This is a genomic window from Paraburkholderia sp. J76 (assembly GCF_905220295.1).
In the GTDB taxonomy this organism is placed as follows: domain Bacteria; phylum Pseudomonadota; class Gammaproteobacteria; order Burkholderiales; family Burkholderiaceae; genus Paraburkholderia.
In genome coordinates, this window is sequence record NZ_CAJMZJ010000015.1 from 128,931 (window position 1) to 141,521 (window position 12,591).

Here is a 12,591-nt window from a genome sequence, read left to right on the forward strand (position 1 = left end):
AATCACGAGCCGGGCTGTTTCGTTGGCGATTGGCAAAGCGCAACGCGCCGCGCTTACTCCTCGGTATAAACCACGCGATACGGAATGCCGATCTTGCCCCATTCCGCCGCTTCCTGAACGAGGTTGTAATCGGTGAGCGGATTGTTCTGGACCCACGCATTGGGCAGCAGCACTTCGTAGCCGTTGCCCTCCTCCACGACCGTGATGTGCGGCAGCCCGACGTCCGCGCGGCGGCGCGTGAGCAGCGCGGCGAGCCGCAGACAGAACAGCAGCGGCCACTCCACGTCGCGCGTTTGCGAGAGCTTGCCGAGCTTGCCCACGTGGCCGAGCACGAGCGCGGCGAGGCGCGCCTGGTCGGTGCGCGAGAAGCCGGGCATGTCCGCGTTGCTGGCGATATAGGCCGAATGCTTGTGATACGCGCTGTGCGAGATCGAAAGCCCGATCTCGTGCAGCGACGCCGCCCACGTGAGAAACATGCGGTTTTCTTCGCGGCGCTCCTCGTCCGGCTCCTCGAACTGGTCGTAGAACTTCACGGCCAGCTCGCCGATGCGCCCCGCCTGCGCGCGATCCACACCGTAGCGGCGCATGAAACCCTCCACCGTGACCGTGCGCATGTCCTCGTGCTGCGAACGGCCCAGCAGGTCGTAGAGCACGCCCAGGCGCAGCGCGCCGTCCGTGGTGTCGACATAGTCGATGCCGAGTTCCTCGAACACCGCGATCATGATCGAGAGGCCGCCCGCGAGCACGGGGATACGGTCGGGCTTGAGCGCGACGAGCTTGAGCCGGTTCACGTTCTCGGCCTTGATGAGCGCGCGCTTCAGGCGCTCGAGGCCGCCGCGCGAAATACCGTGCGTGATGCCGGGATCGTTGAAGCCGTTCGCCTCGACGAGTTCCGCAAGCGCGCGCGCCGTGCCCGACGAGCCGATCGCCTGATCCCAGCCGGTCTTGCGGTAGTCGGAGGAAATGATCTGGATTTCGCGCGTGGCCGCGAGTTCGGCCTGGCGCATGGTGTATTCGTCGACGTTGCCGGAGGGGAAGAACTGGCGGCTATGGCTCACGCAGCCGATATAGAGGCTTTCCATGCGGATCGGCGTGTAGTGCGCGCCGATGATGAACTCGGTCGAGCCGCCGCCGATGTCCACGACGAAACGCTTGCCCGCGCTCGCCGGCACCGAGTGCGCAGCGCCCGCATAGATGAGGCGCGCCTCTTCGCGGCCCGCGATCACTTCTATCGGGAAGCCGAGCGCGGCTTCCGCTTCGCTGAGAAACTCGCGCGAGTTCTTGGCGACGCGCAGCGTATTGGTCGCAACCGCCCGCACCTGGTCCGGATGGAAGTCGCGCAAACGCTCGCCGAAGCGCTTGAGCGCGTCCCACCCGCGCAACTGCGAGGCGCGGTCGAGCAGTTTGTCCTTAGAGAGGCCGGCCGCGAGCCGCACCGGTTCGCGCAGCGCATCCACCGGGTAGATCTGGCTGCCGGCGTCGGTTTCCTCGACGCGGCCTACGATCAGACGAAAGCTGTTCGAACCGAGATCGACGGCGGCAAGCAGTTGGGGATTGGTGACCATCGAGGGGGCGGGCTCCATGCGTGCATACGTAGACGACCGCGCGGCCATGCGGGCTTGCTGCGCCGCCGCCGCACTGTCCAAATGCGTCATTTTAAGCGTAGCCGACTTCACCATGTCGCTCCTCGCATCGATCATGACCATGGGCACTTCTACCCACCATGCATGTTCGCAACGCGAATTGTCGATTTGATGAAAATGCGGCGTAAAATTTATGACACATCGAATGTCACAATAAAGTCATATTACTGTGAGAATTTCCGAGCGTCCGTTCGAATCACTCCCTGACATTCCGTTTTCATTGCCGATGTCCATCCGCTATCCCCTACTCAATCGCGAACTGGGCATTCTGGGATTCAATGAGCGCGTGCTAGCACAGGCGTCCGATCCCGCTGTTCCTTTGCTGGAGCGCTTGCGCTTCATCTGTATCACCAGCAGCAACCTCGACGAATTCTTCGAAGTCCGCATGGCCGGGCTTCAGGAACAGATGCGCGACAACCCCGGCGTGCTCTCGCCCGACGGCATGTCGCTGCAGCACGTGTACGACCTCGTGGTCGAACGCGCGCAGCGTCTCGTGCATCGCCAGTACCGCATGCTGCACGATACCGTGCTGCCCGCGCTCGAACAGGAAGGCATCTACTTCCACGGCACCGACGCCTGGAACGAGGCGCAAACCGCATGGGCGCGCAAATACTTCTTCGACGAACTGCTGCCCGTTCTCACGCCCATCGGCCTCGACCCCGCGCATCCGTTCCCGCGCGTGCTCAACAAGAGCCTGAACTTCGTGGTCGAACTCGAAGGCAAGGACGCGTTCGGGCGCCAGGCCGTCATGGGCATCGTACAGGCGCCGCGCGCGCTGCCGCGCCTCGTGCGCATGCCGCAGGAGCTTTCGGGCTTCCAGCACGGCTTCGTGCTGCTCGGCTCGCTCTTGCAGCGCTTCGTGGGCGAACTGTTCCCGAGCCTCGTCGTGCGCAGTTGCAATCAGTTCCGCATCACACGCAACAGCGAACTCTTCGTCGACGAAGACGAAATCACCAACCTGCGCGTGGCGCTGCAGGGCGAACTGCCGGCGCGCCACCTCGGCAATGCGGTGCGGCTCGAAGTGTCGGCGGAAACGCCTGCGCATCTCGTGAAGCGCCTGCTCGACGAAAGCGGCCTCAACGAAAAGGACTGCTATTTCGTCGATGGTCCCGTGAATCTCGTGCGCCTCATGCAGTTGCCCGAGATGGTCGATCGCCCCGACCTCAAGTTCGTGCCGCACGTGCCCGCCATTCCGCGGCGCATCGCCGCGAACAGCAACATGTTCGACGTGATCGATCAGGGCGACGTGCTCCTGCATCATCCGTACGAGAGCTTCCAGCCCGTGCTCGAACTGCTGCTGCAGGCCGCGAACGATCCGAACGTGGTCGCGATCAAGCAGACGATCTACCGCACCGGCACCGACTCGCCGCTCATGGACGCGCTCATGCAGGCCGCGCGCAACGGCAAGGAAGTGACGGTGGTGGTGGAACTGCTCGCGCGCTTCGACGAAGAGACCAACATCAACTGGGCCGCCCAGCTCGAAGCCGTGGGCGCGCACGTGGTGTACGGCGTAGTGGGCCACAAGTGCCACGCCAAGATGATGCTGATCGTGCGCCGCGTGCCTGTCAACGGCCGCATGGCGCTGCGCCGCTATGTGCACCTCGGCACCGGCAACTACCATCCGCGCACGGCGCGCCTTTACAGCGACTTCGGCCTCATGACCTCCGAGCCGAAGATGTGCCAGGACGTGCACCACGTCTTCCAGCAGCTCACGGGCATCGGCGGGGAGTTGCAACTGCACGATCTGTGGCAGTCGCCGTTCACGCTGCACCCGAAGATGATCGAGGCGATCCGCAACGAAGCCGACGCCGCGCGCGCGGGCAAGAAGGCGCGCATCGTCGCGAAGATGAACGCGCTGCTCGAACCGACCGTCATCGATGAGTTGTACGAAGCGTCGCAGGCGGGTGTGAAAATCGACCTCATCATTCGCGGCGTGTGCTCGCTGCAGCCGGGCGTGCCTGGGCTCTCCGAGAACATCACGGTGCGCTCGATCGTGGGGCGGTTTCTCGAGCATCATCGCATCTACTACTTTTATGCGGGCGGCAAGGAAGACGTGTATCTCTCCAGCGCGGACTGGATGGATCGCAACCTGTTCCGCCGCGTCGAAGTGGCATTCCCGATTCACGACCGCAGGCTCAAGCGCCGCGTGATCGCCGAAGGGCTTTCCACTTTCCTCGGCGACAATCAGTCGGCGTGGCTCATGCAAAGCGATGGCCACTATCGCCGCCGCCGCGCGGGCAAGGCCGTGCGCAATGCGCAGTTGAGTTTGCTGGCGAAATTCTGTCCGTGATGGATTGAGATGCCGATAACGCTGCACGCAAAAAAGCCGCTTCGAATCGAAGCGGCTTTTTCACCTGCAGCGGCGGGTCTTAAACGGGCGCGGGCTGCCTTCTCGTCGTGCGCGCGCCCGGGAAGCGCACCGTGAACGTGCTGCCCCGCCCTTCCTCGCTCTTCACTTCGAGTGCCGCATCGTGGCGCTGCAGCACGTGCTTGACGATCGCAAGGCCCAGCCCGGTGCCGCCCGTATCGCGCGAGCGGCTGCGATCCACGCGGTAGAAGCGCTCGGTCAGGCGCGGAATATCGGCGGCCGGAATGCCAAGGCCGCTGTCGGTGACGGAAAACACCGCGCCGCCTTGTTCGGCGCGCCAGGACAGATGCACCGTGCCGCCGTCCGGCGTGTAGCGCACCGCATTGGTGGCCAGATTGCCGAGCGCGCTCATGATCTCGGTTTCGGAGCCTGTGACGCTCAGGCCATCGTCGAAATCGGCCGTGATGCGGTGATGTCCGCCGGACAGGCTTTCGGCGTCCTCGCGCACGTGCCCGAGCACCGCGCGCATGTCGACCATCTGGTCGCCTGGCTGGCGCCCCTCGCCTTCGAGTTTGGCGAGCACGAGCAGGTCGCTCACGATGTGGCGCATGCGCGAGGCCTGCTGCTCCATCAGCTCCAGGTAGCGATTGCGCTCGGCTTCGCCAAGCGGCAGCTCGCGCATCGTCTCGAGAAAGCCCGAGAGCACCGTGATAGGCGTTTTCAGCTCGTGCGAGACATTGGCCACGAAGTCGCGCCGCATGGCATCCGTACGCTCGAGTTCGGTGATGTCCTGCGAAAGCACGAGCTTGCGGTTCTCGCCGTACGGAAACACCTGCACCGAGATCACGTTCTGACGCTTCGCGCCCATGCCGCGCATGATCAGCATGTCCCGGTAGTCGTGCGAATTGAGGTAGCGCACGAAGTCGGGCTGACGCACGAGATGCGTGATGTGCTGGCGCAAATCGCGCCTCGCGTCGAGGCCGAAGTGAACTTCGGAGATCGCGTTGCACCACTCGATCTGATCGTGGTCGTCGAGCATGGCGACGCCGTTGGGCGACGCCTGGATCGCCTGGATGAAGCGCGAGTGCTGCTGCTCCACCTGGCGCACCTGAGCGTGCCAGCGCTTCGCGAGCTTGTGCAGACGATAGTAGATTTCGCCCCAGATGCCAGGGGCGCTCGGCACTTCGCCGTAAACCGGCGCGTCGAGCAGGCGCCACAGACGCTGCTTGTGGAACGTGCTGAAGAGCATTTGCGCGAGCAGCGCCAGCACGGCCACGCCCAACGCGACCTTGACGCCGAAGATCGCGCCAATGCCCGCGCAAATGAGCGCGAGCAACACGATCGATACGAGGGAGCGCGCCCAGATGATGTTCATGTTCCTGCGATCGAAGATAAATGCTGCCGGATGCGGGCACGCGACATCGTGTTGGCTCAGGCGCTCCTCGCGAGACGGTAGCCGCTGCCGCGCACCGTTTCGATCATAGCATCGCACCCTGCCGGCTTGAGCGCGGCGCGAAGACGCTTGATATGCACGTCCACCGTGCGTTCCTCGACGAACACGTGATCGCCCCACACCTGGTCGAGCAGTTGCGTGCGGCTGTGCACGCGCTCGGGATGCGTCATGAAGAAGTGCAGCAGACGGAACTCGGTCGGGCCGAGATCGAGCTTGATTTCCGAGCCTTCGGCGGCGGCCGCCACGCGGTGCGTGGCCGGATCGAGCTTCAGACCGTTAATCGCCACCACGTCTTCCGTGAGCTGCGGCGCGCGCCGGCGCAGCACCGCCTTGATGCGCGCCATCAGCTCCTTGGGCGAGAACGGCTTCGTCACGTAGTCGTCGGCGCCGATTTCGAGGCCGAGCACCTTGTCCTGCTCGTCGCCGCGCGCGGTCAGCATGATGATCGGAATATGCTTCGTGCGCTCGTTGTTGCGCAGATCGCGCGCGAAATTCACGCCCGACTTGCCCGGCAACATCCAGTCGAGCAGGACGAGATCGGGCAGCACGTCGCTGATCAGGTTCTGCGCCTGCTCCGCGTTGTAGGCGCGGATCGGGCAATGACCCGCGTGCTGCAGGTTCACCGAAATCAGTTCGGAAATGGCGGGCTCGTCTTCGATGACGAGAATGCTGCTAGGCATCGGCACCTCTTGACCTTATGACGTGTTGGATTAGCTGAGTGCTTCGCGTTCGAGCGCGTCGCGCGACTTGTGCCGCACGTCGGTGCCCTTCACGATGTAGATGATGAATTCCGCGATGTTCTTCGCGTGGTCGCCGATCCGCTCGATCGCCTTGGCGATGAACAGATAGTCGAGTCCCACCGAGATCGTGCGCGGATCTTCCATCATGTAGCTCACGAGCTTGCGCACGAACGCGCGGAATTCTTCGTCGATCGCCTTGTCGTCGCGCACGATCTGCGCGGCGGCCACGGTGTCGAGGCGCGCGAACGCGTCGAGCGCGCGGCGCAGGATCGACACGGCCATCTCGCCCGAGACCTTGATCTCGGCGATGTTGACGGTGCGCGAGGCGCCGTCTTCCAGCAGGCGCTTCGTGCGCTTGGCGATCTTTTCGGCCTCGTCGCCGGCGCGCTCAAGGTTCGTGATGGTCTTCGAAATGGCGAGCACGAGGCGCAGGTCGCGCGCGGCCGGCTGACGGCGCGCGATGATGTTGCTGCATTCCTCGTCGATCTCGACTTCCATCGTGTTGAGGCGGTCTTCAGCGGCGATCACGCGCGCGGCGGCTTCGCCGTCGAAGTCGTTGAGCGCCTGCATTGCCGTGATGATCTGCGATTCGACGAGGCCGCCCATTTCGAGCACCTTCGACGAAATGAGGTTCAAGTCGGCGTCGAACTGGCTGGACAGGTGTTTGTCGGACATGATGGGCTCCCTGCAACGATCAGCCGAAGCGGCCGGTAATGTAGTCTTCCGTTTCCTTGCGGACCGGCTTGATGAAGATCTTTTCGGTGTCGCCGAACTCGATCAGCTCGCCAAGGTACATGTACGCAGTGTAGTCCGAGCAGCGCGCGGCCTGCTGCATGTTATGCGTGACGATCACCACCGTGTAGTCGCTCTTGAGTTCCGCGATCAGTTCCTCGATGCGGCCCGTCGAAATCGGGTCGAGCGCCGAGCACGGCTCGTCGAGCAGCAGCACTTCGGGGCGGATCGCAATGCCGCGCGCGATACACAGGCGCTGCTGCTGCCCGCCCGAAAGGCCGTAGCCGCTCTGGCCGAGCTTGTCCTTCACTTCGTTCCAGAGCGCGGCCTTGGTGAGCGCCCATTCCACGCGGTCGTCCATTTCCGGGCGCGAAAGTTTCTCGAACATCTTCACGCCGAACGCGATGTTGTCGTAAATCGACATCGGGAACGGAGTCGGCTTCTGGAACACCATGCCGATGCGCGCGCGCAGCAGCGAAATGTCGCGCCTGGTGGTGAGCAGGTTCTCGCCGTCCATCATGATCTCGCCTTCGGCGCGCTGTTCCGGATAGAGCGCGAACATCTTGTTGAAGGTGCGCAGGAGCGTGGACTTGCCGCAGCCCGACGGGCCGATGAACGCCGTCACCTTGCCTTCGGGAATCTGCAGGTTAATGTTCTTCAGCGCATGGTACTTGCCGTAGAAGAAGTTCAGGTCCTTCACTTCGATCTTCGGCTTGCCCATCGCCGGCAGGCGCGCGTTGTGGGCGGGATCCGCAGGTTCAAACCCAGCGGAGGGCGCATTGCCGTGCGCAGCGGTGTTGAGGTGACTCTCAGCCATGTTCATCGGAAACTCCGCCCTTACTTTTTCGAAAAGACCGTGCGCGCAAGGATATTCAGACCCAGCACGCCCAGCGTGATCAGGAAAACGCCGGCCCACGCAAGCGACTGCCACTGCGAAAACGGGCTCATCGCAAACTTGAAGATCGTGACCGGCAGGTTCGCGATCGGTTGATTCATGTCGGCGCTGAAGAACTGGTTCGACAGCGCGGTGAAAAGCAGCGGCGCGGTTTCGCCGGCAATACGGGCGATGGCGAGCAGCACGCCCGTCACGATGCCCGCGATCGACGCCTTGAGCGTGATGGAGAGCACCATCTTCCACTTCGGCGTGCCGAGCGCGAAAGCCGCTTCGCGCAGCGCGTTCGGCACGAGCTTGAGCATGTTCTCGGTCGTGCGGATCACGATCGGCACCTGCAGCAGCGCGAGCGCGATCGCGCCGGCCCAGCCGCTGAAGTGCCCCATCTTCGCGACCACGAGCGCGTAGACGAACAGGCCCACGACGATCGAAGGCGCCGACAGCAGAATGTCGTTGATGAAACGCGTGACGCTCGCAAGCCAGCCCTTCTGGCCGTATTCCGCGAGATAGATGCCCGCGAGAATGCCGATCGGCGTGCCCACGAACGTTGCGATCGCAACGAGCAGCAAGCTGCCTACGATGGCGTTGAGAAGACCGCCGCCATCGGTGTTCGGCGGCGGCGTGGACTGCGTGAACAGTTCGACCGAAAGGCCGCCAATGCCGAGCGAGATCGTCGTATAAAGAATCCACACGAGCCAGAGAATGCCGAACGCCATCGCGGCGAGGGAAAGCGCGAGCGCGATCGCGTTGGTCGCGCGGCGGCGGCGCTGCAGCTTGTCGCGCATGCGGTCCAGTTCGGGGCCGTAAATCGCACCCGGAATTTTCATCATCGGTTCGCTCATCGCGCACCCTCCGATTTTTCAAGGCGCAGCAACATGAGCTTCGAGATCGAAAGCACGACGAACGTAATCACGAAGAGGATCAGGCCGAGTTCCATCAGCGCTGCCGTGTGCAGGCCCGGGCTCGCTTCCGCGAACTCGTTGGCGAGCGCCGAGGTAATGCTGTTGCCCGGCGAAAAGAGCGACACGTTGTCGAGCAGGTTCGTATTGCCGATCACGAACGTCACGGCCATCGTCTCGCCGAGCGCGCGGCCAAGACCGAGCATCACGCCGCCGATCACGCCGGTTTTGGTGAACGGCAGCACGATTCTCCACATCACTTCCCAGGTCGTGCAGCCGATGCCGTAGGCCGACTCCTTGAGCAGCACGGGCGTAACTTCGAATACGTCGCGCATGACCGAGGCGATGTACGGAATGATCATGATCGCGAGAATCACGCCCGCGCACAGAATGCCGATGCCGATGGGCGCGCCCTGGAACAGCGCACCGACGATCGGCATGCCGCCCAGCAGCGAGCCGAGCGGCTTTTCGAACCATTGCGCGAAGATCGGCGCGAACACGAGCAGACCCCACATACCGTAGACGATCGACGGGATCGCGGCGAGCAGCTCGATGGCGATGCCGAGCGGACGGCGCAGCCACGCGGGCGAAAGCTCGGTGAGAAAAAGCGCGATGCCGAAGCTCACGGGCACGGCGATGATCAGCGCGATAAGCGAAGTGGCGATCGTGCCGTAAATGGGCACGAGCGCGCCGAACTGCTCGCTAGGCGGATCCCAGTCGGCAGTCCAGAGGAATGCGAAACCGAACTTCTGGATCGTCGGCAACGAGGCGACGATCAGCGACACGATGATGCCGCCGAGCAGCAACAGCGTGACGATGGCGGCGAGGCGCGCGAGGCCGCCGAAAATGATGTCCCCTGCCGGGCTGGGCGCTTTTTGCTGCGCGGCGTTGCCGGGCGGGTTCGACACGAGCGGGACGTCGGACATGGTGACCTGGGTTCCAGTTGCCGCGAGCGCGAGGCTCGCGACGTTGATGCAGCCTTGGGACTGCAGATCGCCCGGCTTGCGGCCGTCAAAACAGACGACGACGCCGGAGGACGGGCGGCACATCATGGAAAGCGCGGAGTCAGGCGAGCCAGAAGCGAACAGGCCGCGCGCGTCGCGCGGCGGCCTTTTTTACGCTTGCCGGGGCAATCCTCGCGCGCGTTCCTTAGTCGGCGATCGGCTTGCCGCTCGCGTCCTTGACCTTCTCCTTCCACTGCGACTTGATTTCGCTCACGACCGACTGCGGCAGCGAGATGTAATCGAGGCTGTCAGCAGCCGGGGTGCCGTTCTTGAAGGCCCAGTCGAAGAACTTGAGCGTTTCCTTGCCCTGGTCCGGCTTGTCCTGCGCGGTGTGCAGCAGCACGAAGGTCGCGCCGACAACGGGCCATGCGTCCTTGCCCGGCTCGTTCGTGAGGATCTGGTAGAACGACTTCTTCCAGTCCGCGCCGGCGGCCGCGGCCTTGAACGTTTCGGTGTCCGGCTGAACAACGGCGCCCGACTCGTTCTTCATGGCAGTGTAGACCATGTGATTTTGCTTGGCGTACGCCCACTCGACATAGCCGATCGCGCCCGGCAGACGCTGCACGAAGGCCGCGACGCCGTCGTTGCCCTTGCCGCCCGTACCCGTGGGCCAAGCCACCGTCGTGCCTTCGCCGACCTTGCTCTTCCACTCGGGGTTGACCTTCGAGAGGTAGTTCGTCCAGATGAAGCTCGTGCCCGAACCATCGGCGCGGCGAACCACGGCGATGTCGAGATCAGGCAGCTTGACCTTCGGGTTCAGCGCGACGATAGCCGGATCGTTCCACTTCCTGATCTTGCCGAGATAGATGTCGCCGAGCACCGGACCCGACAGCGTGAGTTCGCCGGCCTTCACGCCCGGCACGTTGATCGCCGGCACGACGCCGCCGACCACCGTGGGGAACTGGAACAGGCCTTCCTTGGCCAGATCGTCGTCCTTTAGCGGAGCGTCCGAGCCCGCGAAGTCCACGGTCTTTGCCTGAATCTGCTTGATGCCGCCCGACGAGCCAATGCCCTGGTAATTCACCTTGCCGCCGCCCGACTTCTGATAGGCATCCGCCCATTTCGTGTAGATCGGTGCTGCGAAGGTGCTACCCGCGCCGGTGACATCAGCAGCCTGCGCTGCGATCGCGAAGAGCGCGCCAGCAACGCCAGCGAGCGCGGTTTGCATCAATTTCATGAGACCTCCAGTGTGTGAGCGGATGAACGACACCGCGAAGCTTAGGGGGTCTCTGTGACAGTACTGTGACGATTCATGAAGCGCGCGTGACAGTACGATTACCGGCTGAAAGGCGCGTGGATATGCGTATTGGGCGATATACGAAGCGCGGCTGGGCAAGGGCCGGCACGGGCGGCGGCGCGGAGAAGCCCGCCAGACGGGCGTTCGCAGCGTGCACCCCGGGGAAGAGAAAAATTCGAGGAATCCCTCGAAAGCGGTTTGCAAACCGTTAGCCGAGGTTTTAAACGTTTTGCCCGCTTCCGTTTTCGCGTCGAGAAAAACGCAAAGAAAGATGAGCACGACGGCGAGGTAAGCCGCCGTGCCCGCCGATCACGCGATCGAACGCTTGACCACGCCCGCGATCGCCTCGGCGTAATGCACCGTGTCGCGTTCCTCGCGGGCCTCGACCATCACGCGCAGCACCGGCTCCGTGCCCGAAGCGCGGATCAGCACGCGCCCCTTGCCCTTCAACTCCGCCTCGGCAGAAGCAATCGACTGCTGGATTTCGGCGTTGCCCTTCCAGTCGGCGCCCTGCGCGATGCGCACGTTGACGAGCTTCTGCGGAAACAGCTTCACGCCGTCGAGCAGTTGCGAAAGCGTCTTGCCGCTGCGTTTCATTGCGGCGAGCACGAGCAGCGCCGAGACGATGCCGTCGCCGGTCGTGTGGCGGTCGAGCGAAAGAATGTGGCCCGAGCCTTCCGCGCCCAGTTGCCAGCCGCGCTCGCGCAGTTGCTCCAGCACGTAGCGGTCGCCCACGTTCGCGCGCACGAGTTGCACGCCGAGGCCGTCGAGCGCCTGCTCGATCGCGAGATTGGTCATGAGCGTGCCCACCGCGCCTTCCACCTTGCCGTCGGTCGCGATGCGGTCCTTCACGAGCACGTAAAGCAGCTCGTCGCCGTTATAGAGGCGGCCTTGCGCGTCCACCACCTGGAGACGGTCGGCGTCGCCGTCGAGCGCGATGCCGAGGTCCGCGTGATTCGCGCGCACGGCGCGCACGAGCGCGTCGGGCGCGGTCGCGCCCACGCCTTCGTTGATGTTGAAGCCGTTCGGCGACACGCCGATGGGAATCACATCCGCGCCCAGCTCGTGGAACACGTGCGGCGCGATGTCATAACCCGCGCCGTTGGCGCAATCGATCACGAGCTTCAGCCCGCGCAGGTTGAACGCCTGCGGGAACGTGCTCTTGCAGAACTCGATGTAGCGGCCGCCCGCGTCGTCCAGACGGCGTGCGCGGCCAAGCTGCTCGGAAGGCGCGCAGGCGAGCGGCTGCTCCAGCTGTTCCTCGATTTGCGTTTCGACGTCGTCGGGAAGCTTGTTGCCGTCGGCGGAGAAGAACTTGATGCCGTTGTCGTAGTAGGGATTGTGCGACGCGCTGATCACGACGCCCGCGGCAAGCCGCAGCGCGCGCGTGAGATAGGCAATGCCGGGCGTCGTCATGGGGCCGGCGAGCATCACGTCGATGCCCGCCGCCGAAAGTCCCGCCTCCAGCGAAGCTTCGAGCATGTAGCCCGAAATGCGCGTGTCCTTGCCGATCAGCACGGACGGGCGCGGCCCGGATGCCGCCGCCGAGCCCGCGAGCACCTTGCCCGCCGCGTAGCCTAGCCGTAGCACGAAATCGGGCGTGATCGGCGCTTCGCCGACCTTGCCACGCACCCCATCAGTTCCGAAATAACGACGTCCCATCTTTCTATCCCTCGGTTTGGT

10 protein-coding genes are annotated in these 12,591 nt (G+C 63.9%); 1 reads left to right on the forward strand and 9 read right to left on the reverse strand.

Features of this window, described 5'->3' with window-relative positions; translation table 11 throughout:
- Positions 1-53 precede the first annotated feature (53 nt).
- Positions 54-1,655, reverse strand: coding sequence for an exopolyphosphatase (ppx, locus tag U5768_RS25765; protein WP_415913972.1), 1,602 nt, complete (start codon positions 1,653-1,655; stop codon positions 54-56).
- A 214-nt stretch (positions 1,656-1,869) separates the two neighbouring features.
- Here ppx and ppk1 point away from each other — a divergent pair, with 214 nt between their 5' ends.
- Positions 1,870-3,933: a polyphosphate kinase 1 gene (ppk1, locus tag U5768_RS25770; protein ID WP_322033203.1), complete on the forward strand. Its 2,064-nt coding sequence runs from the start codon at positions 1,870-1,872 to the stop codon at positions 3,931-3,933.
- A gap of 79 nt (positions 3,934-4,012) precedes the next feature.
- Here the strand turns inward: ppk1 and phoR are convergent, their stop codons facing one another.
- The 8 genes from phoR to glmM form a co-directional block, all read right to left on the reverse strand.
- Positions 4,013-5,326, reverse strand: coding sequence for a phosphate regulon sensor histidine kinase PhoR (gene phoR, locus U5768_RS25775; RefSeq protein ID WP_322033204.1), 1,314 nt, complete (start codon positions 5,324-5,326; stop codon positions 4,013-4,015).
- Positions 5,327-5,382: 56 nt separating this feature from the next.
- Positions 5,383-6,084 (reverse strand): phosphate regulon transcriptional regulator PhoB, encoded by a 702-nt coding sequence (phoB, locus tag U5768_RS25780; RefSeq protein WP_322033205.1) that lies wholly within the window; start codon positions 6,082-6,084, stop codon positions 5,383-5,385.
- Positions 6,085-6,114: 30 nt separating this feature from the next.
- The gene (phoU, locus tag U5768_RS25785) at positions 6,115-6,819 is read right to left on the reverse strand and encodes a phosphate signaling complex protein PhoU (protein ID WP_322033206.1); all 705 of its coding nucleotides are present in this window, start codon (positions 6,817-6,819) and stop codon (positions 6,115-6,117) included.
- Positions 6,820-6,838: 19 nt separating this feature from the next.
- Entirely contained in the window at positions 6,839-7,597 is a 759-nt protein-coding gene (pstB, locus tag U5768_RS25790) for a phosphate ABC transporter ATP-binding protein PstB (RefSeq protein ID WP_322033245.1), read from the reverse strand.
- Between the two features lie 116 nt (positions 7,598-7,713).
- The gene (gene pstA, locus U5768_RS25795) at positions 7,714-8,610 is read right to left on the reverse strand and encodes a phosphate ABC transporter permease PstA (protein WP_322033207.1); all 897 of its coding nucleotides are present in this window, start codon (positions 8,608-8,610) and stop codon (positions 7,714-7,716) included.
- Positions 8,607-9,593 (reverse strand): phosphate ABC transporter permease PstC, encoded by a 987-nt coding sequence (gene pstC, locus U5768_RS25800; RefSeq protein WP_322033246.1) that lies wholly within the window; start codon positions 9,591-9,593, stop codon positions 8,607-8,609. Before pstC ends, pstA begins: the two co-directional genes overlap by 4 nt.
- 223 nt (positions 9,594-9,816) lie before the next feature.
- Positions 9,817-10,848: a phosphate ABC transporter substrate-binding protein PstS gene (gene pstS, locus U5768_RS25805; RefSeq protein WP_322033208.1), complete on the reverse strand. Its 1,032-nt coding sequence runs from the start codon at positions 10,846-10,848 to the stop codon at positions 9,817-9,819.
- A 369-nt stretch (positions 10,849-11,217) separates the two neighbouring features.
- Positions 11,218-12,570: a phosphoglucosamine mutase gene (gene glmM / locus U5768_RS25810; RefSeq protein WP_322033209.1), complete on the reverse strand. Its 1,353-nt coding sequence runs from the start codon at positions 12,568-12,570 to the stop codon at positions 11,218-11,220.
- Positions 12,571-12,591 lie beyond the last annotated feature (21 nt).

Coding starts and splice junctions, on each gene's coding strand:
- ppx (WP_415913972.1), bottom strand. CDS start 1,655: ATGACGCATTTGGACAGTGCGGCGGCGGCGCAGCAAGCCCGCATGGCC.
- ppk1 (WP_322033203.1), top strand. CDS start 1,870: ATGTCCATCCGCTATCCCCTACTCAATCGCGAACTGGGCATTCTGGGA.
- phoR (WP_322033204.1), bottom strand. CDS start 5,326: ATGAACATCATCTGGGCGCGCTCCCTCGTATCGATCGTGTTGCTCGCG.
- phoB (WP_322033205.1), bottom strand. CDS start 6,084: ATGCCTAGCAGCATTCTCGTCATCGAAGACGAGCCCGCCATTTCCGAA.
- phoU (WP_322033206.1), bottom strand. CDS start 6,819: ATGTCCGACAAACACCTGTCCAGCCAGTTCGACGCCGACTTGAACCTC.
- pstB (WP_322033245.1), bottom strand. CDS start 7,597: ATGGGCAAGCCGAAGATCGAAGTGAAGGACCTGAACTTCTTCTACGGC.
- pstA (WP_322033207.1), bottom strand. CDS start 8,610: ATGAGCGAACCGATGATGAAAATTCCGGGTGCGATTTACGGCCCCGAA.
- pstC (WP_322033246.1), bottom strand. CDS start 9,593: ATGTCCGACGTCCCGCTCGTGTCGAACCCGCCCGGCAACGCCGCGCAG.
- pstS (WP_322033208.1), bottom strand. CDS start 10,848: ATGAAATTGATGCAAACCGCGCTCGCTGGCGTTGCTGGCGCGCTCTTC.
- glmM (WP_322033209.1), bottom strand. CDS start 12,570: ATGGGACGTCGTTATTTCGGAACTGATGGGGTGCGTGGCAAGGTCGGC.